Raw genomic sequence first — 21,385 nt, forward strand, 5'->3', positions numbered from 1 at the left:
AATTGCCGGCAGCCCGTCAGGGGTGCGGCGTAACGCGAACTCGTGTGATTTCCAGGCCGTAGGACTGGTCGGTTCCGTTCGACAGCGCGCGCAGGCCGATGGCGTTTACGGCGAACTGGGGGGGCAGTTCGAAGCGGAGCGTGGCGGGCTGGGCCGGCGCCTCCTGGCTCACCCATTCGGCCGGGCCGATGCCTTGCAGGCTGACGGCGAGGGCGCTGGCGGCGTTGACCGGCAGCGGGTTGTAGCTGACCTCGACCGTCACCGGCTTGTCGTCGATCAGCGCGGCCTGCTCGGGAGTCAGCAGCAGGCGCGCGCCTTGTTCGGCCGGCGTCGGCGGCGGCTGGTTCGGCAGCTGGGCGATGCGCAGCGTCTGCGCCCGGCCGAGAAAATCGCGCGTCACCGCCATGTCCTGCTCGGCGCCCACGGCGGGGGAGTTGAACGCTTCGCCCTCGAACACCAGCGCGCCGTTCTCCACCTGCGCCGCGACCGGCGCAGGCTCGCGCGGCCAGGACTGCGGCCGCACGCTGATGGCAATCACCAGGACCGCGAACAGGATCGCCAGCGGGTAGAAGACGAGCGGGTGGAACAGCCAGTGACGCATTGCTCTCCCTGTAGCCGCTGGGCTGCGGCCCTCCAAGGACTTGACGCTCGCCGCCCATGCTGAAACTCAGGCGCCCATGCCTTTCCTCGCCCTTCTTCGCCACGGCCAGAGCCAGTGGAATCTGGAAAACCGCTTCACCGGCTGGGTCGACGTCGACTTGACCGCCGAAGGCGAGGCGCAGGCGCGCCGGTCGGGCGAATTGCTGGCGCAAAGCGGCGTGCCGTTCGACAAGCTGTTCACCTCGGTGCAGACGCGGGCGATCCGCACCGGCAATCTGGCGCTGGACAAGGCGGGGCTCGCCTGGCTTCCGGTCGAGCGCTCCTGGCGCTTGAACGAGCGCCATTACGGGGCGCTGACCGGGCTCGACAAGGCCGAGACCGCGGCCAAGCACGGCGAGGCGCAGGTGAAAGTCTGGCGCCGCTCCTACGATACGCCGCCGCCGCCGCTCGAAGCCGGGGGCGCGTTCGATCTCTCCAAGGACCGCCGCTACGCAGGCGTGGAAGTGCCGCAAACGGAGTCGCTGAAACTCACGTTGGAGCGCGTGCTGCCGTACTGGAACGAGAAGGTCGCCCCCGACCTCCAGGCCGGCAAGAACCTGATCATCGCCGCCCACGGCAATTCCCTGCGCGCTATCGTGAAACATCTGTTCAACGTCCCGGACGATCAGATCGTCGGCGTCGAGATGCCGACCGGCAATCCACTGCTGATCGAACTCGACCGCGACCTGCGCCCCAAGAGCGCGCGCTATCTCGACGCCGCGCGCGCCGAGAAGCTGCCGCCTTAGGATTAAGCACTCCCAATATCCCTAACTCGTGTTAGCCTCCCGCAGGGAGGGTGAACAATGTTAAAGGCTGTCATTCAGCAGCCGCTTGAGATCCTGATTGGTTTGATCCTCGCGGCGATCACAATTGCGGTCCCTTACGCTGTAGAAACAGGTCAGTTGGAGCTCTCGACGGTTTGGTCTCAGGTGATCACGGGCGTATGCGGCACCATCACGGGAATATGGTTCGCCCAAATTTTCGCCGAGGTCGACCAGTTCGAAAAGGCGGCGAATCTGCTCCGTCCCCAAATTGCGCAGGCAAACCTGTCGCTTCTCAGTGCGACCAATGAACTCGTGCAAATACTCCGCCGACATGAGGCTAGCGAAGTCAGCGCTGATGTTGTCGTGCAAGTAGTAGACGCGCAGACCCGTACCTTTCAAACGGCCCTTACGCACTATCAGGAGATTGTCGGTTCGCCTGACATGTCTGGTCGTTTGTCTGGAATACTCATGGCCATAGACAGTTTTGAAGGGGCAATCGAGAAGTTCGAGCGAAGGACGGGGAATGGTTCGGCGATGTCGGAACCTTCGGACGTTGCTGACCTCAAGCAAGAGCTTTCTGAGTTGCGTTTGCACTTGGACGCTGTCGGAGGTCGCTTCTCCAATCGCGAAGCAGTCACGATCAAGTGCCCCAAGTGTCCAGAGATGGTTGGGGTCTATATCGGCCGGTTGAAAGGCAATACTGCCCACGCCCGTTGCCCCAATCGGCACAAATTTCCGGTCCACCGCGCCTATGACGGATCAGTGTTCGTAGGTGGTGTCTGACCTCACCTTCATGCAACGGGCGCTGGCTTTGGCCGCGCCGGGCGTGGGCCGGACCGGCGAAAATCCGAGCGTCGGTTGCGTGATCGTGCGCGACGGCATGATCGTCGGCGAGGGCGCGACGGCGATCGGCGGGCGCCCGCACGCGGAGCATGTGGCGCTGGCGCGCTCGGGCGACGAGGCGATCGGCGCCGATGTCTACGTGACGCTGGAGCCGTGTGCGTCGCGCTCGGTGCCGGGCACCGCATGCGCCGATCTGCTGATCCAGGCGCGTGTGGCGCGGGTGATCGTCGGCGCACGCGATCCGCATCCGCATGCGAACGGGGCGGGACTTGAACGGCTGCGCGCGGCCGGGATCGCGATCGAGACCGGCGTGATGGCGGAAGAAGCCCGCGCGCAGAATGCGGGCTTCTTCGCCAAGTGGGACGTGCGCTAACGCTGCTGCAAAGACTCCTCTTTCTGGGGCAATGCCCAGCGTTGAACCTCGACGCCAGCGGCAAACGACACTGCTGTTGCCCCTGGGTTCCGGGTTCTCGCTTCGCGAGCCCCGGAATGACGAAAAGTAAGCACGCAACGCTTCAGCCCTTCAGCCACTCCCGCGCTTCTTCGCGTGTGCTGAAGAAGCCGACTTCGACGCGCTCGCGATCCAGCTTTTGCGCGACGCTGTCGACGGCGACGCGGTTGAAATAGAAGTTCGGCTGCACCAGCGCGACCTTTCGTAGCCCCGCATGCATGGCGCGCGGAATCCAGACTTCGTTGAGCCAGGCCTGGTCCTCGGCGCCGATCAGCACGAAGTCGGTGACATCGCCCAAGAGCTTGCTGGCTTTGCGGGCGTTGATTTCCGAGAGCACTTGCGCGTTGCCGTCACGAAACGCGGCGCTGGTGGCGTAGCCCTTCCAGATCATGACGACGCAAGGAATCTCTGCGTCATATTCGATCGCGAGTTCGAGGTCGCCGTGCATCTCAGCGCCTCACCATCAGCGGATCGCCTTCTTTCAGCAGGCCGTCGAAATAGGCGATTGTCTTCGTCAAGCCGTCACGCAACTGCACTTTCGGCTGCCAGCCCAGCACTTCCTGCGCTTTGGCGATGTTCGGCTGCCGCTGTTTCGGGTCGTCGCTCGGCAGCGGGCGATAGATCAGTTGTGATTTGGAGCCGGTGAGATCGACGACGGCCTCGGCGAGCTGCTTGATCGTGAATTCGGTCGGGTTGCCGAGATTGACCGGCCCAGGCCAATCGCCGTCCTTGTCCATATAGGCGAGGAAGGCGTCGATCAGATCGTCGACATAGCAGAACGAGCGCGTTTGCGAGCCGTCGCCATAGAGGGTGATGTCTTCGCCCTTGAGCGCCTGAACGATGAAGTTGGAGACGACGCGCCCGTCGTTCGGGTGCATGCGCGGGCCATAGGTGTTGAAGATGCGGCCGACGCGAATGTCGAGATGATGCTGGCGATAATAGTCGAAGAAGAGCGTCTCGGCGCAGCGTTTGCCTTCGTCATAGCAGGAGCGGATGCCGATCGGGTTGACGCGGCCCCAATATTCTTCCGGCTGCGGATGAATGTCGGGATCGCCGTACACTTCCGAGGTCGAGGCCTGGAAGATCCGCGCCTTGAGGCGCTTGGCGAGGCCCAGCATGTTGATGGCGCCGTGGACGCTCGTCTTCGTCGTCTGCACCGGATCGTGCTGGTAGTGCACGGGCGAAGCCGGGCAGGCGAGATTGTAGATCTGGTCGACTTCGACATAGAGCGGAAACGTCACGTCGTGGCGCAGGAACTCGAAGTTCGGCTGGCCCAGGAGGTGGGCGATGTTGCGCTTCCTGCCGGTGAAGAGGTTGTCGGCGCAGACGACGTCGTCGCCGCGGGCGACGAGCCGGTCGCAGAGGTGAGAGCCGAGGAAGCCGGAGCCGCCGGTGACGAGGATGCGTCGTTCGAACATGGCTTCTCCTTTGGATGAGGCAGTAGGCAGTAGGCAATAGGCAGTAGGGTGTCGCAGGCCTATCAAACTTGGAGCGCGCGCCTTCAGGCGCGCAAAAAAGGGCGTGCGCCGGCGCCATGCGGGCCTGAAGGCCCGCGGTCCAACTTTCAACGTTCGCTCCCGAGCGGGAGACGGGGCGCGTGGTGCGCGCCGGAGGTCGTTCTAGTGCTGCTCTTGCGAGCAGCCGTGCGCGTTGCACGCGCCCCGTAATCGGCCGTTATTCCCGGATTGGCGAGCCAGGAGTTTTTGGCTCACCTGCATGGTTTCGCACGCAGGAGCCTTAGCTCCTTATGACCACGAGCCGGTTCAACGCGTCAGGACTCTCCGATGAATCCTGGGCCCTGCGGTTTCATGCCCCGCAGGCAATGCAAGCGTCGTTCGTTTCGCCGCCAGGAGCGGACCTCTGCCGAGCGTCCGTTTCCCGCGTACTTCCTCAACGATGATGGAGATGTTCGTTCGCACGTCCTCCTCCTTCCATCGAAGCGACGTCTGCCGCGCCGGTCGACGTCTGCACATTCCAAAGTTTCGGACGTCTTCGAAATCTCCCGTGTGCGGACAAGAGGCATTCTACGGCTGTTTGGGCGCGGTCGGATAAGTTTTGAGAAAGCCGCCGAATTGGAGTGCGGGCCTTGATGCCCGCATCTGGCGCTAAGGCTTGATAGATAAGCGCAAAGCGCGCCTGAAGGCGCGTGGTCCAAGCTCCGGGCCGCCGGCGCGAACTCGGAGGATAGAGCGCGCATCTATCCGCGCCGGGCGCGGCTCTTCACAGCGCGCTGTCGCCGCCCTAGCCTTTCCGGGGAGGTGGAGCCGATGCGGGCTTGGGCGTGGGCGTTTGCGGTGCTGTTCGCGGTCTGCTCGGCGGCGGTCGCGCAGCCGAGGGAGGACGACCCGTTCGAAATATGCTCGGATCGGGCGGCGACGCCGGCGGACCGTATCGCCGCCTGCACTGAGATCGTCGATTCCAATCCGGCTGACCCGACGCTGTTGTCGCTCGTCCGTCTGTTTCGCGGCATCACGTATTTGAACGAAAGCGATCCCGAGCGCGCCCGCGCTGATTTCGCCGAGGCGGTGCGGCTCGATCCGAGCAACGCGCTGGCGCACTTCTATCTCGGCAACGCCGCTTACGATCTGCGCGATTATCCCGCCGCGCTCGCCGCCTACAGCGAAGCCATCGGGCTCAGTCCCGAGAATGCGGGCTGGTACAACAATCGCGGCAACACGCATTCGCGGCTGCGCGACAATCGCGCCGCGATCGCGGATTTCGATCGGGCGATCGAACTCGATCCGAGCTATCCGCAAGCTTACAACAACCGGGCGATCGCGCATTCGCGGCTCGATCAGGATGAACTTGCCCTGGCCGATCTCAATCGGGCGCTCGAACTGCAGCCGGATTGGCCCGAGGCGCTCAGCAATCGGGGCGATGTCTATCTCAGTATGAATGACGAGAAGCTGGCGCTGGCCGATTTTCAAGCTTCACTCGCGCTCAATCCGCGGTCGCCGCCGGCGCTGGTGGGGCAGGGCCGCGCGCACAGCCGCGCCGGCGATCTGCGCCAGGCGGTGCGCAGTTTCGATGCGGCGCTGGAGATCGATCCCACGTCTGAAGAAGCGCTCATGCATCGCGGCAACACGCATTATGCGGGCAGGGACCGGGATCTGGCGTTGGCTGATTTCAACCGGCTGATCGAACTCTATCCGCGGACCCCGGCCGGTTACCTTGGGCGCGCGTTCGTCCGGCGTGAAAGCCAGGATTACGAAGGCGCGGCAGCCGATTTCAGCGAAGTCATCCGGCTTCGGCCGACAGTGGCTGCACCGCATTATGAGCGCGCCGAGACCTATGTGGAGGCCGGCGATCTTGCGCGCGCGATTCCGGACTATGACGAAGCGCTGCGGCTCTCGCCCGAGGAAAGCGAATGGGCGACGCGGCGTTGCCGCGCCTATGCGGAGTGGGGCCGGCAGCTGGACGCGGCGCTCGCGCACTGCGAGGCCGCGCACGCTGCGGCGCCGGACGCCGTGACGCTTGCCTCGCGCGCGCTCGTGCATCTGCGCCGCGGGAATTTCGAGGCGGCGCAGGCCGATTACACCTCCGCGCTGGAGCTCGCGCCGAAAGATCCAGACGCCCTCTATGGCCGCGGCTTGGCCCGCAGAGGTCTGGGCTGGCCAGACGCGCCTGCCGACTTCGAAGCGGCGGTCGAGCAGGACGAAGCCGTCGCCGCGCGCTATGCTGCGCGCGGCTTTGCTCAGGAGTGAGGCGGATACGCCGGCGCCGCGGCGTTTTTCTCTGCCGGCCCGTCCACAGAGCGAAGATGGGAACCGTTTGCGTGCCCTGGCGTTGAGCCGCTCGGCTTATGGCCATGCGCGCGCAAAAAGGGGGGTGGACGTGTCGGCTCTGGCTCTTGGGTTTGCCGGTTTGGCGATCGGCCTCTTAGGCTTCTTTGTCGGGGTGCTGTTCGAGGGCGCGTCTTGCCGCCGGCGGCTGAAGGAGGCCGACGCCCGGCTCGAAGCGCTGCGGCGCGACTTCGACACAGTGTCGACCGTCAATCTGCAGCTGCTGCACAAGCCTTCCGCCAAGCCCGCGGCCGCGCCGGTCGAGGAGGGCGCGCTGCACCGCTTTCTCGATCTCTACGACGAGGCCAAACGCTGCCTGCACCGTGCGCTCGACCGACACAATGCGAAAGCGCCGCGCCCGATCGTCATCAACCGGGACGGCGCCAACATTCTCCAGGCGCTGACCGAGCTGCCGCCGCTGAGCTTCTGCGAGGATTCGCGCAAGGACGCCGGGCTGCGCTCCTGGCTCTATCGCGTGCTGGAGCTCGACGTGGAGCGGCGCAAGCTGCGTCAGCCCCCGGGCGCGGACAAGGTGAGCGCGTTGGAGTGCGAACGGGAGCTGTGGGGCGCGGTGATCAAGCAGTGCGCTTGAGCTACTCCGCCGCGATCGCGGTTTGCTTGGCCAGTTTGTCGAACGCGACGAGGTCGCGGACAAGGTCTTCGAGCTGATCGAACGGGACCATGTTGGGGCCGTCGCTGGGGGCGTTGTCCGGATCGGGGTGGGCTTCGAGGAAGACGGTGGCGACGCCGATGGCGACGGCCGCGCGCGCCAGCACCGGCACGAACTGGCGTTCGCCGCCGCTGGTCTCGCCGCGCCCGCCCGGCTGCTGCACCGAGTGGGTGGCGTCGAACACGACGGGGGCGCCGAAGCTCTTCATGATCGGGATCGAGCGCATGTCGGAGACGAGCGTGTTGTAGCCGAAGCTGGCGCCGCGCTCGCAGGCCATGACGTTGGGATTGCCGCTGCCGGTGATCTTGGCGATCACGTTCTTCATGTCCCAGGGGGCCAGGAACTGGCCCTTCTTGACGTTGATGGCTTTGCCGGTTTCGGCGGCGGCCACGAGCAAGTCGGTCTGGCGGCAGAGGAAGGCCGGGATCTGCAGCACGTCGACCACTTCGGCGACTTCGGCGCATTGCTCGGGCAGGTGCACGTCGGTCAGCACCGGCACGCCGATCTTCTTGCGGATCTCTTCGAAGATGGGCGCGGACTTCTCGAAGCCGGCGCCGCGCTTGGTGCCGAGGCTGGAGCGGTTGGCCTTGTCGAAGCTGGTCTTGTAGATGAAGCCGGCGCCGACGCGCTTGAACACATCGCGCAGGAATTCGGCGGTTTCGAGCGCGTGGCTGCGGCTCTCCAGCTGGCACGGGCCGCAGATGAAGGTGAGCGGCAGGTTGTTGCCGATTTCGAGCGGGGTGGATTCCACGCGCGGAATGCGGATCACGGAAGCGGGTTGCATCAAGGTCCTCGGGGCGACGGGAGCCCAGACATAAGCCTGGGGCGGCGGGTGCTCAACAGCGCGGACGCGCCGGACAGCCATGAATTAGCGGTCACGTCAGCGCAATGTGGACGTTCCTATCGCCGCTATTGGGCGGGGTTATGGCTTCAGGCTGCGGCGCCGGCGACCGGCAGCGGGCAGGGCGCGTCCTCGGCGGCGGCGCGGGCTTCGAGCCAATCGCGGAAACGGGCCGCTTCGGGCGCGAGCGCGCGGGCGGTGGGCCAGACGATCCAGTAGGCGAAATCGTCGCGCACGGCGAACTCGAACGGGGCGACGAGGCGGCCGGCGCGCAGTTCGTCGATGGCGAGCCATTGGCGCCCGAGGGCGACGCCATCGCCCTGCAGCGCGGCGCGCAGCAGCAGCGGGCCGTCGTCGAACATCGGCCCGCGCTGCGGCTCGGGCCAGTCGAGCCCGGCGGCGCGGAACCAGAGCGCCCACGGCGTCCACGGATTGCGCAACAGCGTGGCGCGTTCGAGATCGGCGGGCGTGCTGAGTTTGAGCTGATCGCGATAAGCGGGCGTGCAGACCGGCGTCAGCGCTTCGTCGAACAATTTGTGTGCGTGCATGCCGGCCCAGCCGCCGCGGCCGAGGCGGACGCCGATGTCGATGCCCTCTTTCTTGTAATCGCTGACGCGCTCAGAGACGCGCAGTTCGAAATCGGTCTCCGGATGCTCGGCGCGATATTCGGCGAGGCGGGCGAACAGCCAGGTGGAGGCAAGGCTCGGCACCGAGCTGACGACGATGTGGGTGCGGGCCTTGGCTTGCTTGGGCGGCGCGAACGCCTGTTCGAGCACGGAGAGACCCTGGCGGACCTGGGCGTCGAGCTTCTGGCCGGCTTCGGTCAAGTGCATGGCGTTGCCGACGCGCTTGAACAGGGTGACGCCGAGGCGCTGCTCCAATTCGCGGATGCGATGACTGACGGCGCCGTGGGTGAGGTTCAGCTCTTCGGCCGCCTTGGAATAGGATTTGAGGCGCCCGGCCGCCTCGAAGGCGCGCAGCGTCTGCAGCGAGGGCAGGTGGCTCATGGCGGCGGCCCAAAAAGGTTGTGAATTCCGCTCACAACCAAGTCGTCAAACCCTCGTTCGGATTCAAGGGGTGGGCTCCCCACTTCGGGTCTGTCGCCGGCGAAATCCTCGCCAAAGCCGGCTCCAGATCACGGAGAAGTCCCATGCGCGCCCAAGGTTTTTATCTCGACGTTCTCGAACACGGCTCGCCGCTGGCGGTGAAGGTGGCGTCGCTGGCGGTGTCGGCGGTGCTGTTTCTGATCGTGGCGCTGCCGGTGCTGGCGGTCGGCGCGGCGGTGGTGGCCTGACGCTTTGCCCAACTGGCGGGGCCGCTCTGCCCGCCCTGATCCCCCCACGCGGCCCCGCCGATTTTTTCAGACGCGCAGCAGGCTGTCGAGCGCGTCGGCGGGCTTGGCGCCTTCGGTGTGGATGCGCCCCCATAGTCCCAAGAACAGGAGCGGCCAGCGCAAGGCGGCGTGCGCGTCGTCGGTGAAGATGGCGCGGATGGTCTGCGCATCGGCCGCGGCGCGGACGGCTTCGACGTGCGCCAGGCTCTGCGCCAGCTCGCTTGCGCGCGGCGCGATCCAGGACGCGACCGGGACGGTGAAGCCTTTTTTTTTCGCCCACGGTTCGGCGGCGGGGCAGTTTTTCTCGAGCCACGCGCGCAGCAGGTATTTGCCGAAGCGGCCGCGGACTTTGAGATGGTCCGGCAGGTTGAAGGCGAAGGCGGCCACTTCCGGATCGAGAAACGGCGTGCGGCCTTCGAGGCCATGCGCCATCAGCATGCGGTCGAGCTTCAAGAGCAGGTCGTTCGGCAGCCATGTGGCGATATCGGCGGCTTGCGACTGCTGCAGTTGGGTAAGTGGGAGCGCGGCGCTCCGCGCCGCATGCGCGGCGGGAGCCGCGCGGTCCGACTTTGACACGTCGCGCCACTTGGCCAGCGCTTCACCGCCAAACATCTCCGCCACCTGCGGCTCGGCCGGACGGCCGCCGAGCCAAGCTGGCCGCAGCGCGCGGCGGTAGCGGCTATAGCCGGCGAAGAGTTCGTCGCCGCCTTCGCCGGTGAGCACCACGGTGAGGCGCGCCTTCGCCGCTTCGGCCAATTTGTACGTTGGCAGGCACGCATAGTCGGCGACCGGATCGTCCATCGCCCAAACGACGTGCGGAGCGATGCGCCAGAAATCCTCTTCGCCGAAACTGACATCGTTCCAATCGAGATTGAGCGCGCGCGCGACGCGTTCGGCTTGGCCGCGTTCGTCGCGCGCTTCCGGCACATCGAAGCCGCAGGTGTAGGCGACGACAGGACGCTGGTTGAGCCGCGCCATCATGGTGGCGACCGCGGCGCTGTCGATGCCGCCGGAGAGAAAGAGGCCGTAGGGCACGTCCGAGCGCTGGTGGACGCGGATGGAGTCTTCGAGCACGCGGTCGAGTTGGTGGATTGCAAGCTCGAGCGAACCTTCCCCCGCTTTGCGACGGGGCGTGGGTATTCTAGCGCGCACGCGATGCAGCTTCACATCGCCGCCGATGATTTCGACGATCTCGCCCGGCTCGATCCGCCGTACGCCAGGCCAGGCGGTTTCGTTCTCGAGCGTGTAGTTGAGCGCGGCGACTTGCTTGCTGATGGCGGGGGCAACGCGCGCTGCGCCGAATGACCGCGGTTCGGAGGAGAACGCGACCGCGCCGTGCTGGGCGCGGATGTAGAGCGGCTTGATGCCGAAGGGATCGCGCACGAGCCAGGTGCGGCCGTCGGCGCCGATGAGGCAGAAGGCGTACATGCCGCGCAGGCGGTCGAACGCGCGTTCGCCTTCCTGGGCGTAGATGTGCAACAGCGGTTCGAAGTCGGAGCCGGTGGTGAGTTTGCCCTTGAGCTGAAACTCCTCGGCGAGTTCGACATAATTGTAGATCTCGCCGTTGCCGATGATGGTGGAGCCGGCCGCGTGCAGCGGCTGCCAGCCGCCTTCGAGATCGATGATCGAGAGTCGGGCATGGGCGAGCGAATAGCCGGGCGCTTCCTCGACGCGGATGCCGTTGGGGCCGCGGTGGGCGATGGCGTCGATCAGCGCGCGGGCGCCTTGGGTCTCGCCGATGATTCCGGCAACGCCGCACATCAGACGCCTCCCAGACTGTCGAACAACGCCCGCCAGTGCGCGACGACGGCGCTCTCGGAGAACTCTCCGGCGACGCGTTCGGCGCCGGCTTGAATGAACGACTGGCGCAGCGAGGGATCGACCAGAAGCGCGCGCGTCTTGGCCGCCAGCGCTTCGGCGTCGTCGATTTCGATCAGGAAGCCGTCGCCGCCGTCGCGGATGAGTGCGCCGGGCCCGGCGGCGCGGGCGGCGACGATCGGCACGCCGTGCGCCCAGGCTTGAATCACGACATTGCCCAGCGGCTCGAAGCGGGAGGGAAACACGACGACGTCGGCGCTGCGGTAGAGCGAGGCGGCATCGTCGCGCCAGCCGAGGAAGCGCACGCGCTCGGCGACGCCGAGCGATTGCGCCTCGGCCTTCAGCGCTTCTTCCTCGGGTCCGTCGCCAGCGATCCAGAGATACGCCTCCGGCAGACGCTGCAGCGCCCGCAGCGAGACGTCGTGCGCCTTGCTTTGGTGGAGCCGGCCCATGCCGAGCAGGAGCGGGGCGTCGTCGGGCGTCTCAAGTGCGGCGCGGTCAACGCGGCCGCCGTCGCCGGGCGCGGCGAAGTTCGGAATGTAGTGCGCGCGTTCTTTCGGCCAGCCCTCGCGCACCATCCAGTCGACGATGTCCTGCGTGTTGCCGACGAGCGCATCGTAATCGCGGTAGTTCTTCAGCTTGTAATAGCCGCCGAGGCGGCCGACGCGCTTCCAGGGCCCGCGCGGCGTCGCGCTCGCGGCGCGGTTCATCCAGGCGAGGATGATGCGCGCGTCGCCCTCGCGCGCCATCGCCGCGATCGCGGGCGTGGTGGTGAAGTCGAAGGTCTTGCCGAACGGCAGCACGCGCGTGGGGACGCCGAATGCGGCCAGCGCCGCTTCGCGGCCGGCGTGCGCGCGGATGGCGGCGTGCTGCGCGATCCCGGCGCGCGCAAAGGCGCCGACGAGGCTGACGAAATACGCCTCCGCGCCGCCATTGACGGCCGAGCCCAACGTGTGCGCGAGGCTCATGCGGAGGGGCGGGGAACTGGCATGCTGAGGTCGCAGACATAGAGGCGCGCGGGACCGGTCTCAACCCAGCGATCCACTCTGTAGCCGTTCCAAAGCGTCAGCCTGAGCTTGTCGAAGGCGGGGTGCGCCAGCGCCGCGCTTCGACAGGCTCAGCGTGACGCTGGTGGTTGCCGCTGGCGCTTTCTTTTCTTTTCGGCGCCGACATGCGAGAGGGCTCCCCATGTCGATCATCACCCCCGCCGCGGCCGTCGCCGCCGGTCAGGACACCATTCGCGCCGAGGCGCGCTCGCTGGATACGCTGGCGGAGGCGCTGGCCGGCGAGCTGAAAGAACCGTTCGTGCATGCCGCCCGGCTGCTGGCGGAAACCAAGGGGCGGGTGATTGTCTCCGGCATGGGCAAGTCGGGGCACATCGCGCGCAAGATCGCGGCGACGCTCGCGTCCACCGGCACGCCGGCGCAGTTCGTGCATCCGGCCGAAGCCAGTCACGGCGATCTCGGCATGATCGTCGAGAGCGACTGCGTGCTGGCGATCTCGCGCTCAGGCGAGACGCGCGAACTCTCCGACATGCTCTATCATTGCCGGCGCATCCACGTGCCGATCATCGGCATGACGTTCAAGGCCGGCTCCTCGCTGGCGGCGGCCTCGACCGCGGCTTTGGTGCTGCCCGAATGCGGCGAGGCGAGCGAAGACGCGCCGGCGCCGACGATCTCGACCACCATGTGCCTGGCGCTCGGCGATGCGCTCGCGGTCGCGCTGATCAAGGCGCGCGGCTTCACCGCCGAGCATTTCGGCGCCATTCATCCCGGCGGCAAACTGGGCGCGGCGCTGAAGCGCGTGCGCGACATCATGCGGGTTGGGCAGAGCGATCCGCTGGTCTCGCCGGAGCTTTCGGTGCCGGAGGCGATGCAGGCGATGAGCGTCGGCGGCATAGGCGCGGCCGGCGTCGTCGAAGGCGGCAAGCTCATCGGCATCATCACGGACGGCGATTTGCGCCGGAAGCTGACGCCGGAAATGTTCGCCAGGCGCGCGCGCGACATCATGACGGCGAACCCGAAAACGATCGCCCCGGACGCGCCGATCGCCGACGCCATCGCCATCATGAACGAGAAGCGCATCACGCTGCTGTTCGCGGTCGAGGACGGCCGACCGGTCGGCGTCGTGCACATGCACGATCTACTGGCGGCGGGGGTGCGGTGAGGAAGGTGACGCCATTGCTCCTGCGGGGGCGGCGGCTTTCGCGTTCGGCGCTCTCGCGTGGGTGCTTTACAAAGGCGCATGGGGCGCGTGGCGCCACTTTCACACGTTTGCACCTGATCCGGATTATGACGTGTGGGGCCTTGCACAGGAGGTTTTGGGCATCGTCGCAGTAGTGGCGCTTGTTGAGTTCACGGCGTGTTTTGTCGTCGTCGCACTGACGTTGGGCCTCCTTAGCCGCTTTGTGCGAGACGGCGTTGTGCTGGCCGGCATTGTGGCAGCGGTTGCGTCTATCTTTTGAATGCGATCGCATTTCTATCTCTGCCTTCTTATCTGTTGCCAGCCGAAGGCATTACATGGCGATCGTTCTTGCCTGGGCCGCAGACCATTGCAAACATGGCCGCAGCCGCGATGATCGGCGCGTTGACGTGGCGCATGGGGTTCAGGCGGGAGCGTGCGTCAGCTCCGGCTTAACGCACGAGAAGAGCGAGTTGCCGGTGAGGGAGTCGAGGGCTCAATCAAGCGGCGCGAAGCGCGCGCATGAGATTGGCGGTGGACCAGGTCGCCACGCCGGCGCCGGCAAAGTCGCGGTCGTGAGTCCAAATGTCGCCGTCCACCGCCCAGCTGAGCGCGAGCACATGCGCGTCTGTGGTTGATCCGGTCCGACTGGGCACGCTATCGCGCAGCACAATTTCGGCCCGCGGCAAGGCTTCACTTAGGGCGGCCACAGGCACAACCGCCATCTCGACCAAAATTGCATCGAGCAAGGACAACAATTCTGGGCGTTTCAGGCCCAGCTCCACCCGTCGGCTGACTTCGAGCACGGCGCGGTCGGTCGTCACGAGCCTGCACGCGCGCACAGCTTCCAGCATCGCGCCGGTTTGACGCCCCAGCAGAGCGGACACCAGGACCGCCGCATCGACGACGAGCGTGGATGATACGCCTTTCATCGGCGGCGTTTCAGAACGGTTCGGCCTTCAACTTCTTGATCTCGGCGATCGACCAGTTGACGGGATCGACTTCGCCAAACTCCGCCAGCAATCGCTCATCTTCCTTCGGGTCGCGCTTCTTGGCCAGCCGCTCGGCGCGCTTCAGAACGGCGCCGAGCTTGTCAGCGTCGCCCACCTTGAGCGGAATGAGCACGCCGATCGTTCGCTCTCCGGCCTTCACCGGGGTCGGCCCCTCGAGCGCGCCGATGGTTTCCCCGGAGATCTTCTGCAGGTCGCGGATGCTGAGGACGTTCATCCGCATTACATACGCACGTATGTACCGCGAGTCAAGGCGATTACGCCGCTTATGGCGGCGCGCCGCGCGCCAACCCTGGGAAGTCGTCGCCTTGCCGGCGAGGGCGCCGGCGGTCCATAGAAGTGAGACATCTCGCTACGTGCGCGCTCGGTGCGTGCGGACGGCGGGGGTGCGGTGACGATCAATACAATAGCCGTCATCCCGGCCGGAGGCGCGCAGCGCCGTAGAGCCGGGAGCCAGGGCAACAAGCTCGTTTGCCCCTGGGTGCCGGCTCGCGCTCCGCGCGTCCGGGATGACGGAGGTTAGTGGGGGAGAGAATGAAGCATCTCACGAAGTTCGCAGTCGCTGCATCGTTGTTGTGCGCGGCGCCTGCCGCCGCGCAAACCCAAACGGCGTTTCCCGCCTCAGTCGAATCCTCCATCCAGTCCGTGCTTCCGCGCATGATCGCATGGCGGCGGGATTTTCATGAGCATCCGGAGCTGAGCTACGAAGAGGTGCGCACCGCGCGCGTCGTCGCGCAGCATCTGCGCAGTTTGCGTATGGAGGTGCGCACCAATGTCGCGCAGACCGGCGTCGTCGGCGTGCTGCGCGGGGCGCGGCCGGGGCCGGTGATCGCGCTCCGCGCCGACATGGACGCGCTGCCGGTGACCGAAGAGGTTGACCTGCCGTTCGCGTCGCGCGTGCGCGCGACCTACAACGGCCAGAACGTCGGTGTCATGCATGCGTGCGGGCACGACACCCATGTCGCCGTGCTGATGGCGGCGGCGCAGGTGTTGGCGGGGCGTCGGAATGAGCTGGCGGGCACGGTGATCTTCGTGTTCCAGCCCTCGGAAGAGGGCGCGCCTCCCGGCGGCCTCGGCGGCGCACGGCGCATGATCGCGGAAGATTTGTTCGGCGACCTCGAACCCGAAGCGATTTTTGGCTTGCACGCTTGGCCGATCCGCAGCGGCGCCGTGTCGATCGCCTCTGGGCCCACGATGGCCGGGTCCGACCGCTTGCGGATCACCGTCCATGGCAGCCAGACCCACGGCGCACAGCCGCATCGCGGCGTCGATCCGATCGTTGTCTCGTCACAAATCGTCAACGCGCTGCAGACCATTCCGTCCCGGCAGATGGACGCCGTGCGCTCACCTGTAATCGTCACTATCGGTTCGATCCATGGCGGGGTGCGCTACAACATCATCCCCGACAGCGTGCAGATGGAAGGCACGATCCGCTATCTGAACCCGGAAACGCGCGACGAACTCTATGCCCGCATCCGCCGCACCGCCGAAGAAATCGCCGCAAGCGCTGGCGCGCGCGCCGATATCTCGATCGAACCGAACGCAATTCCCGTCGTGAATCCGGCGGAATCGACGGCGAGGGCGCGTGCAGCGCTCGTGCGCGCGCTCGGCGAAGAGAACGTCCTGACCGACCAGCCCAATATGGTCGCCGAGGATTTCGCCTATTTCCAACAGGAGCTGCCGGGCGTGTTCTTCTTCTACGGCGTCAATGCGCCAGGCGTCGAAACTGCCGACGCCGCGCCGAACCATAGCCCGCGCTTCTTCGTCCATGAGCCCGCGATGGAAACGGCGCTGCGCGCAATGCTTGCCGTCGCGCTGGATCGCGTGGCCCCCAGCCCCTAGCACCCAGACCCCAAGTTGCGTTTTTCTTGACTCTCCCGCGGCGCGAAGGCGTTATGCCGTTCGGACTAACGGTCGAGACGACCCGACCGCGCGCTCATTTGCGCCGGCTTCGTTCTTCCCGGTCCACCCGGTCGCCGCTCGTGGCGTTCGGTGTCTCGAGGAGTTGCGACGATGGCTACGGGTACTGTGAAGTGGTTCAACATGGCGAAGGGCTTCGGCTTCATCGCTCCGGACGGCGGCGGGCCGGACGTGTTCGTGCATGTCAGCGCGGTCGAGCGTTCCGGACTTACCGGGCTGCGCGAAGGGCAGGCCATCAGTTTTGATGTCGAGAACGACCCGCGCAAGAACAAGCCGTCGGCGGTGAACATCAAGCCGGCCTGACGCACTCAATTCAGTTGCAGTTTTGATCGCCGTGCGGTTTGACCGTGCGGCGATTCTGTTTTCCGGGAGTTCCCACTATGACCGCCCCGTTCCGCCTCTTTGGCGCGGAGCTTTCCCCGTACTCGATCAAGGTCCGGTCGTATCTCCGCTACAAGGGCGTCGAGTTCGAATGGCTGACGCGCACCAATGCGCGGCAGGAGGAGTTCGCCCGCTACGCCAAGCTGCCGCTGATCCCGGTGCTGGTCGACGCCAATGAGAACGCGCTGCAGGATTCGACGCCGATGATCGAGGCGCTCGAGGCGGAGTTCCCCGATCGCTCGATCACGCCGGACGAGGCCGCGCTCGCCTTCGTCTCGGCGTTGCTGGAGGACTACGCCGACGAATGGCTCAACAAGGCGATGTTCCACTATCGCTGGAGCTATCCGGAGGACCAGGAGAGTGCGGCGCAGCGCATCGCCGGCGCGATCTTCGAGGGCGGCGAGAAGCCCGAGGGCATCGAAGAGAGCGTGCGCACGCGGATGGTGAGCCGGCTCTATCATGTCGGCTCTTCGCCGGAGACGGCGGCGTTAATCGAAGGCTCGTTCGCGCGCGCGCTCGAACTGGTCGAGGCGATGCTGAAGGGGCGGCCGTATCTCTTTGGCGGGCGGCCGAGCCTTGCCGATTTCGGCCTCGCCGCGCAATTCGCGCAGCTGCTCTCTGATCCGACGCCGGGCGCGATCATCCGCGCCCAGGCGCCGAATGTCGTCGCCTGGATCGCGCGCATGGACAGCCCGACAGCGGAAGGCGCGTTCGCGCGCCTCGACGACGTGCGGGCGCCGCTGGCCGATCTGCTGCGCATGGAGGTGGCCGGAGCATATCTCGCCTGGATGAGCGCGAACGCGGCGGCTGTGGAGGAGGACGCGAACGGCGTCGCAGCCGAGATCGGCGGCGTGATGTTCACGCAGAAGCCGCAGCGTTATGCGGCCAAGGCGTTCGCCGAGCTGCAGCGCAAGCGCGCGGCGGTCAAGGACGCGGCGCTCGCGGCGCTACTGCAGGAGACCGGGTGCGACGCGTACTTGAGCGCGGCGGACGAGGAAGAGGAGGGCGAAGCGGAAGCGCCCGCTCGGTCCGAAGACGCTGATGAGGGCGCCAATCACAGCGAAGACCACGAGCCGTCGAAATAGGCTAACCCTCGCACGCGGCCCTGAAATCGTACGCGGTCTCGCCGGCGCAGTCCGGCCAGCGTTCGGTTTCGCGCCAGTAGCGGGCGAGACCGAGGCGCACGCAGAGCTTCGCGAACGCCGGATCGTTGCGCAGCATGCGCGTCTCGTTGATGAAGAGGAGCGCGGTTTCGTAGCCGATGTGCGGGCGCGTGGTTTCGAGCGCGCCCGCGCGCCAGGCGTCGGGATTGTCGAGCGCATCGCCGAATATTTCGAGCGCGGGGCCGGTGAAGCCCAGCACCGAGAGCGCGACGGCGAGGTCGAGCGCCGAGGCGGGCTCGGCTTCGGCCATCGCCGAGAAATCCTGGCCCAACTGCATGAACGCCTCCGGCGAAGGCGCCATCATCAACTGCTGCATGCGCTCGCCGGCTTTGTAGGAGGCGGAGTCCACCAAGGTCGGCAACAGCCGCGCCGCGTCGGCGCGCAGCGCCTGCGCGGTGGCGAAGTCGCCGTCCAGCGCGGCGGTGTTGAGGCGCATGAACCAGACGAAGACGTTGTCGCCGTAGCGCTGGGCGGCGTCTTCGAGAATGGCGCGGCCGTCGCCCTTTTGGCCCTGCGACCAGAGATTATAGCCGTGGAACGCCGCCAGCATCGGATCGAGCGGATCGAGTTCGAAGGCGCGCGCCTGTTCGGCGAAGCCGGCGGCGACGCGTCCAGTGGCGATCAGGAATTGGCCGTGGCGGAAGAGGAGGTGCGGGTTGTTGGGCTCGACCGAGAGCGCTTTTTCGATCAGCGCCTCGCGTTCGCGCCAGCGGCCGAAGAACTCGCCCTCGAGCGCCGCGAGCACGGCGTAGGCTTCGCCCATGGAGGGATCGGCGCCGAGTGCGCGTTCGGCGGCTTCGCGCGCATCGTCGACGAGGCCTGCGCGGTCGGCGCGCGAGAGGCGCAGCACTTCGAGCTTGGCTGAGGCGAGCGCGGCCCAGGCGCGGGCGAAGTCGGGCGCCTCGCGGACGACGCGTTCCAGCGCGGCGGCGGCGGCCTGGATGCAGGCGATGGCGCCGGTGCGCATCAACTCGCGCGCTTCGAAGTAGGTATCTGAAAGCGCGGCCGTCAGTTTCGGCGCGCGCACGCGCTTGGCTTCGCCGAGCGTGACGGAGAGCGCCTTCACAACTTCGCCGGCTATCTCTTCCTGCAGTGCGAAGGCGTCGGCGAGGTCGCGGTCGTAGCGTTCGGACCAGAGCACGACGCCGGTTTCCGCCTCGGTCAGATGCGCGGCGATGCGTACGCGGTCGTCCATGCGCCGCACCGAGCCGTCGAGCAGGTGCGTCGCATTCAGCGCCTTGGCCGCGCGCGGCTTGTCGCGGCCGCGGAAGGCGAAGCTCGACGTGGCGCCGATAACTTTGACGCCGGGCACGCGCGAGACGCTGTAGAGGATCTCCTCGGAGACGCCGTCGGCCAAGGTGCGCGTGGCGCGGTCGCGCGCGGGCGTATCGAACGGCAGTACGGCAAGCGTGGGCGCGCCGACATGCGCCTTCACCGCCGCGCCCGATGGATCGAGCGCAAATACGCTCACGAGTGCGCGCATCTTCGCGAGCTTGATCTTGCCGCGCGCCTGCAGCCGCGCCGCGAGCTCTGGCGCGGCGTTGTCGCGCACGATCTCCGAGACGAGGATCGCGCCTGGCGCAGCCTCCGCCTGCAGTCGCGCGGCGATGTTGACGCCGTGCCCAAGCAGATCGCCGTTTGCGGCCTCAGTGACTTCGCCGAGGTGAACGCCAAAGCGTAATTTCGCTTTCGTTTCCGCTTCGCAGAGTGCGATCGCGGCGTTCAAGGCATTGGTGACGCTGGCGAATTCGAGCATCACGCCGTCGCCTGCGGTGTTGAAGATGCGGCCGCCGTGACGCGCGGCGAGGTCCATCGCCGTGGCGCGCACGCGCGCCACATGCGCCAGCGCCTCCGCCTGATCGCGTTCAGCGAGGGCGGAAAAACCGGCGATATCCACGGAAACGATGGCCGCGAGTTTGCGGGGAGCTTCAGCCATGGTTGCAATCACTTAGCACAAAGCGCGCGGCGAAGCCCTCCGCGAATGCAAGGTTCCCTCGTTCGAAACGCATTGCCGCAGATTACGGCGGCGTTATGCAATGGGGCGGCGGGGGCGCTGAGTGGAGGGTTCAGCATGGCAGACATTTTCGGAACGCCGGGCAACGACGTCATCCCCGGCACGCCGGACGACGATTTCATCTTCGCAGATGACGGCGACGACACCGTCAATGCGGGCGATGGCGATGACCAGGTCGAGGGCTGGGACGGCAATGATACGCTCTATGGCGAAAACGGCGATGACTTCGTCTTCGGCGGCGAAGGCGATGACTTCATCGATGCGGGCGATGGGCATGACCAGGCGGCCGGCAATGAAGGCAACGACGAAGTCCATGGCGGCGCCGGCAACGACAATCTGTTCGGCGAGCTGACCAACGAAACGCGCGCCGGCGTCACCGGCAACGACGCGCTCTATGGCGGCGACGGCGACGACTTCATGCGCGGCGGCCTCGGCGACGATTATCTCGACGGCGGCACGGGCTCGGACCGCGCCAGCTATTACGCGCTGCCGGGTAGCGTGCATGTCGATCTGCGCATTCAGGGCACGGCGCAGAACACGCTCGCCGGCGGCTGGGATACGCTGGTGAACGTCGAGAACGTCGCCGGCTCGGAATTCGCGGACGTGTTGATCGGCAACCACAACGCCAACTGGGTCTGGAGCCACGGCGGCGCCGACGACATCACCGCCAACGCGGGGGACGACACGATCTGGATCCCGGAAGGCGACGGCGCGGTGGTGCATGGCGGCCAAGGCGTCGATGTGATCTCGTTCCGAGGCCGCGTCGACGAGACCGGCTCCGGCACGGACACCGCGGGCATCGTCTTCAACCTGGCGCTGAATGGCGCACAAGACATCGGCCGCGGCCTCGTCACCGCGATCAGCATCGAAGGCGTCGAGGGCTCGGAGTACGACGATACGATCAGCGGCGACAACAAGGACAACTTGCTGTCCGGCTTCACCGGCGACGACACGGTGAACGGCGGCAACGGCGATGATCTGATCTATGGCGACCATTCGATCCGCGAAGTCGGCGAAAACCCGCTCAGCTACAATTACGATGATCCGGCCATCTTCACGCATGGCGACGATACGCTGAACGGCGGCGCCGGCGACGATCTGATCTTCGGCCACGGCGGCGACGATGTGATCGACGGCGGCAACGGCCGCGACACGATCATCGGCGGCGCCGGCGCCGACAGCATCGCCGGCGGCAATGGCGACGACACGTTCGTCTATGACGCCGCCTCGGACTCCAGCGGCACGGGTTTCGATACGATTGTCGAAGCCAACTTCCACAACCGGGACATCTTCGATCTGCCGGTCGCCGTCACGAGCTACGCGACGCTGACCGGCGGCAGTCTCGACGCCGCTTCGTTCGATGCGGATATGAGCACGGCGATGAGCGGGATTCTGACCGCAGGCCGCGCGGTTCTCTACACCGCGACGGCCGGCTCCTATGCGGGGCAGAACTTCCTGATCGTCGACGGCGACGGCATCGCCGGCTACACCGCCGGCGCCGACTTCGTGTTCTTGCTGCAGGACGCGCAACAGCTCGTGCGTCTCGGCATTGACGACTTCATCTGAAGCAGGGCG

General features: G+C 66.4%; 21 protein-coding genes. 11 read left to right on the forward strand and 10 right to left on the reverse strand.

The window, feature by feature from the left end; all coding sequences use genetic code 11:
* Positions 1-16 precede the first annotated feature (16 nt).
* On the reverse strand, positions 17-601 hold the full coding sequence (locus tag VEA80_RS08860; protein WP_325060363.1) for a hypothetical protein: 585 nt from the start codon (positions 599-601) through the stop codon (positions 17-19).
* 76 nt (positions 602-677) lie between these two features.
* Here VEA80_RS08860 and gpmA point away from each other — a divergent pair, with 76 nt between their 5' ends.
* Genes gpmA through VEA80_RS08875 form a run of 3 tightly spaced genes read left to right on the forward strand, consistent with a single transcriptional unit; the run spans position 678 to position 2,619 of the window.
* A complete protein-coding gene (gpmA, locus tag VEA80_RS08865) occupies positions 678-1,385 on the forward strand; it encodes a 2,3-diphosphoglycerate-dependent phosphoglycerate mutase (RefSeq protein ID WP_325060364.1) in 708 nt (235 codons plus the stop codon).
* Between the two features lie 57 nt (positions 1,386-1,442).
* On the forward strand, positions 1,443-2,186 hold the full coding sequence (locus VEA80_RS08870; RefSeq protein ID WP_325060365.1) for a hypothetical protein: 744 nt from the start codon (positions 1,443-1,445) through the stop codon (positions 2,184-2,186).
* Positions 2,179-2,619, forward strand: a complete 441-nt coding sequence (locus VEA80_RS08875) for a bifunctional diaminohydroxyphosphoribosylaminopyrimidine deaminase/5-amino-6-(5-phosphoribosylamino)uracil reductase RibD (protein ID WP_325060366.1) — start codon at positions 2,179-2,181, stop codon at positions 2,617-2,619. Before VEA80_RS08870 ends, VEA80_RS08875 begins: the two co-directional genes overlap by 8 nt.
* 142 nt (positions 2,620-2,761) lie before the next feature.
* Here VEA80_RS08875 and VEA80_RS08880 read toward each other — a convergent pair whose 3' ends face one another.
* Positions 2,762-3,145, reverse strand: coding sequence for an STAS/SEC14 domain-containing protein (locus VEA80_RS08880; protein ID WP_325060367.1), 384 nt, complete (start codon positions 3,143-3,145; stop codon positions 2,762-2,764).
* Position 3,146: 1 nt separating this feature from the next.
* Positions 3,147-4,115 carry a UDP-glucuronic acid decarboxylase family protein gene (locus tag VEA80_RS08885; RefSeq protein ID WP_325060368.1) on the reverse strand — a complete coding sequence of 323 codons (969 nt, stop codon included), beginning with the start codon at positions 4,113-4,115 and terminating at the stop codon, positions 3,147-3,149.
* An 849-nt stretch (positions 4,116-4,964) separates the two neighbouring features.
* Between VEA80_RS08885 and VEA80_RS08890 the strand changes: the two genes are divergently transcribed.
* On the forward strand, positions 4,965-6,401 hold the full coding sequence (locus VEA80_RS08890; RefSeq protein WP_325060369.1) for a tetratricopeptide repeat protein: 1,437 nt from the start codon (positions 4,965-4,967) through the stop codon (positions 6,399-6,401).
* 130 nt (positions 6,402-6,531) lie between these two features.
* Positions 6,532-7,071, forward strand: coding sequence for a hypothetical protein (locus tag VEA80_RS08895; RefSeq protein WP_325060370.1), 540 nt, complete (start codon positions 6,532-6,534; stop codon positions 7,069-7,071).
* A gap of 1 nt (position 7,072) precedes the next feature.
* Here VEA80_RS08895 and kdsA read toward each other — a convergent pair whose 3' ends face one another.
* A complete protein-coding gene (gene kdsA, locus VEA80_RS08900; protein WP_325060371.1) occupies positions 7,073-7,933 on the reverse strand; it encodes a 3-deoxy-8-phosphooctulonate synthase in 861 nt (286 codons plus the stop codon).
* Between the two features lie 146 nt (positions 7,934-8,079).
* Complete coding sequence (gcvA, locus tag VEA80_RS08905; RefSeq protein WP_325060372.1) at positions 8,080-8,997, reverse strand: transcriptional regulator GcvA; 918 nt, start codon at positions 8,995-8,997, stop codon at positions 8,080-8,082.
* A 143-nt stretch (positions 8,998-9,140) separates the two neighbouring features.
* Here gcvA and VEA80_RS08910 point away from each other — a divergent pair, with 143 nt between their 5' ends.
* Entirely contained in the window at positions 9,141-9,284 is a 144-nt protein-coding gene (locus VEA80_RS08910; RefSeq protein WP_325060373.1) for a hypothetical protein, read from the forward strand.
* Positions 9,285-9,350: 66 nt separating this feature from the next.
* Here VEA80_RS08910 and asnB read toward each other — a convergent pair whose 3' ends face one another.
* Positions 9,351-11,084 carry an asparagine synthase (glutamine-hydrolyzing) gene (gene asnB / locus VEA80_RS08915; RefSeq protein WP_325060374.1) on the reverse strand — a complete coding sequence of 578 codons (1,734 nt, stop codon included), beginning with the start codon at positions 11,082-11,084 and terminating at the stop codon, positions 9,351-9,353.
* Positions 11,084-12,109 (reverse strand): glycosyltransferase, encoded by a 1,026-nt coding sequence (locus tag VEA80_RS08920; protein ID WP_325060375.1) that lies wholly within the window; start codon positions 12,107-12,109, stop codon positions 11,084-11,086. Before VEA80_RS08920 ends, asnB begins: the two co-directional genes overlap by 1 nt.
* Before the next feature lie 220 nt (positions 12,110-12,329).
* Here VEA80_RS08920 and VEA80_RS08925 point away from each other — a divergent pair, with 220 nt between their 5' ends.
* A complete protein-coding gene (locus VEA80_RS08925) occupies positions 12,330-13,307 on the forward strand; it encodes a KpsF/GutQ family sugar-phosphate isomerase (protein ID WP_325060376.1) in 978 nt (325 codons plus the stop codon).
* Positions 13,308-13,822: 515 nt separating this feature from the next.
* Here VEA80_RS08925 and VEA80_RS08930 read toward each other — a convergent pair.
* Together VEA80_RS08930 and VEA80_RS08935 are read right to left on the reverse strand one after the other, a co-directional pair.
* Positions 13,823-14,254, reverse strand: a complete 432-nt coding sequence (locus VEA80_RS08930; protein WP_325060377.1) for a PIN domain-containing protein — start codon at positions 14,252-14,254, stop codon at positions 13,823-13,825.
* Between the two features lie 10 nt (positions 14,255-14,264).
* Positions 14,265-14,549: a hypothetical protein gene (locus tag VEA80_RS08935; protein ID WP_325060378.1), complete on the reverse strand. Its 285-nt coding sequence runs from the start codon at positions 14,547-14,549 to the stop codon at positions 14,265-14,267.
* Positions 14,550-14,866: 317 nt separating this feature from the next.
* Here VEA80_RS08935 and VEA80_RS08940 point away from each other — a divergent pair, with 317 nt between their 5' ends.
* The 3 genes from VEA80_RS08940 to VEA80_RS08950 all read left to right on the forward strand — a co-directional run bounded on the left by VEA80_RS08940 (position 14,867) and on the right by VEA80_RS08950 (position 17,718).
* On the forward strand, positions 14,867-16,174 hold the full coding sequence (locus VEA80_RS08940) for an amidohydrolase (protein WP_325060379.1): 1,308 nt from the start codon (positions 14,867-14,869) through the stop codon (positions 16,172-16,174).
* Between the two features lie 171 nt (positions 16,175-16,345).
* Positions 16,346-16,555 (forward strand): cold-shock protein, encoded by a 210-nt coding sequence (locus VEA80_RS08945; protein ID WP_325060380.1) that lies wholly within the window; start codon positions 16,346-16,348, stop codon positions 16,553-16,555.
* Positions 16,556-16,632: 77 nt separating this feature from the next.
* Entirely contained in the window at positions 16,633-17,718 is a 1,086-nt protein-coding gene (locus VEA80_RS08950) for a glutathione S-transferase family protein (protein WP_325060381.1), read from the forward strand.
* A 1-nt stretch (position 17,719) separates the two neighbouring features.
* On the opposite strand, the gene VEA80_RS08955 is transcribed toward VEA80_RS08950, so the two are convergent.
* Positions 17,720-19,732, reverse strand: a complete 2,013-nt coding sequence (locus tag VEA80_RS08955; protein ID WP_325060382.1) for an adenylate/guanylate cyclase domain-containing protein — start codon at positions 19,730-19,732, stop codon at positions 17,720-17,722.
* Positions 19,733-19,867: 135 nt separating this feature from the next.
* Here VEA80_RS08955 and VEA80_RS08960 point away from each other — a divergent pair, with 135 nt between their 5' ends.
* The gene (locus tag VEA80_RS08960) at positions 19,868-21,376 is read left to right on the forward strand and encodes a calcium-binding protein (protein ID WP_325060383.1); all 1,509 of its coding nucleotides are present in this window, start codon (positions 19,868-19,870) and stop codon (positions 21,374-21,376) included.
* The last annotated feature ends 9 nt before the right edge of the window (positions 21,377-21,385 follow it).

The organism is Vitreimonas sp., from assembly GCF_035627415.1.
Taxonomy (GTDB): domain Bacteria; phylum Pseudomonadota; class Alphaproteobacteria; order Caulobacterales; family Aquidulcibacteraceae; genus Vitreimonas.

What these genes read in the sequence shown, in the direction of transcription:
- VEA80_RS08925 (WP_325060376.1), top strand. Translation starts at nt 12,330, where the DNA reads ATGTCGATCATCACCCCCGCCGCGGCCGTCGCCGCCGGTCAGGACACC.
- VEA80_RS08880 (WP_325060367.1), bottom strand. Translation starts at nt 3,145, where the DNA reads ATGCACGGCGACCTCGAACTCGCGATCGAATATGACGCAGAGATTCCT.
- kdsA (WP_325060371.1), bottom strand. Translation starts at nt 7,933, where the DNA reads ATGCAACCCGCTTCCGTGATCCGCATTCCGCGCGTGGAATCCACCCCG.
- VEA80_RS08945 (WP_325060380.1), top strand. Translation starts at nt 16,346, where the DNA reads ATGGCTACGGGTACTGTGAAGTGGTTCAACATGGCGAAGGGCTTCGGC.
- gcvA (WP_325060372.1), bottom strand. Translation starts at nt 8,997, where the DNA reads ATGAGCCACCTGCCCTCGCTGCAGACGCTGCGCGCCTTCGAGGCGGCC.
- VEA80_RS08935 (WP_325060378.1), bottom strand. Translation starts at nt 14,549, where the DNA reads ATGAACGTCCTCAGCATCCGCGACCTGCAGAAGATCTCCGGGGAAACC.
- VEA80_RS08950 (WP_325060381.1), top strand. Translation starts at nt 16,633, where the DNA reads ATGACCGCCCCGTTCCGCCTCTTTGGCGCGGAGCTTTCCCCGTACTCG.
- VEA80_RS08910 (WP_325060373.1), top strand. Translation starts at nt 9,141, where the DNA reads ATGCGCGCCCAAGGTTTTTATCTCGACGTTCTCGAACACGGCTCGCCG.
- VEA80_RS08870 (WP_325060365.1), top strand. Translation starts at nt 1,443, where the DNA reads ATGTTAAAGGCTGTCATTCAGCAGCCGCTTGAGATCCTGATTGGTTTG.
- VEA80_RS08930 (WP_325060377.1), bottom strand. Translation starts at nt 14,254, where the DNA reads ATGAAAGGCGTATCATCCACGCTCGTCGTCGATGCGGCGGTCCTGGTG.
- VEA80_RS08960 (WP_325060383.1), top strand. Translation starts at nt 19,868, where the DNA reads ATGGCAGACATTTTCGGAACGCCGGGCAACGACGTCATCCCCGGCACG.
- VEA80_RS08885 (WP_325060368.1), bottom strand. Translation starts at nt 4,115, where the DNA reads ATGTTCGAACGACGCATCCTCGTCACCGGCGGCTCCGGCTTCCTCGGC.
- VEA80_RS08940 (WP_325060379.1), top strand. Translation starts at nt 14,867, where the DNA reads ATGAAGCATCTCACGAAGTTCGCAGTCGCTGCATCGTTGTTGTGCGCG.
- VEA80_RS08890 (WP_325060369.1), top strand. Translation starts at nt 4,965, where the DNA reads ATGCGGGCTTGGGCGTGGGCGTTTGCGGTGCTGTTCGCGGTCTGCTCG.
- VEA80_RS08955 (WP_325060382.1), bottom strand. Translation starts at nt 19,732, where the DNA reads ATGGCTGAAGCTCCCCGCAAACTCGCGGCCATCGTTTCCGTGGATATC.
- VEA80_RS08860 (WP_325060363.1), bottom strand. Translation starts at nt 601, where the DNA reads ATGCGTCACTGGCTGTTCCACCCGCTCGTCTTCTACCCGCTGGCGATC.
- VEA80_RS08920 (WP_325060375.1), bottom strand. Translation starts at nt 12,109, where the DNA reads ATGAGCCTCGCGCACACGTTGGGCTCGGCCGTCAATGGCGGCGCGGAG.
- asnB (WP_325060374.1), bottom strand. Translation starts at nt 11,084, where the DNA reads ATGTGCGGCGTTGCCGGAATCATCGGCGAGACCCAAGGCGCCCGCGCG.
- gpmA (WP_325060364.1), top strand. Translation starts at nt 678, where the DNA reads ATGCCTTTCCTCGCCCTTCTTCGCCACGGCCAGAGCCAGTGGAATCTG.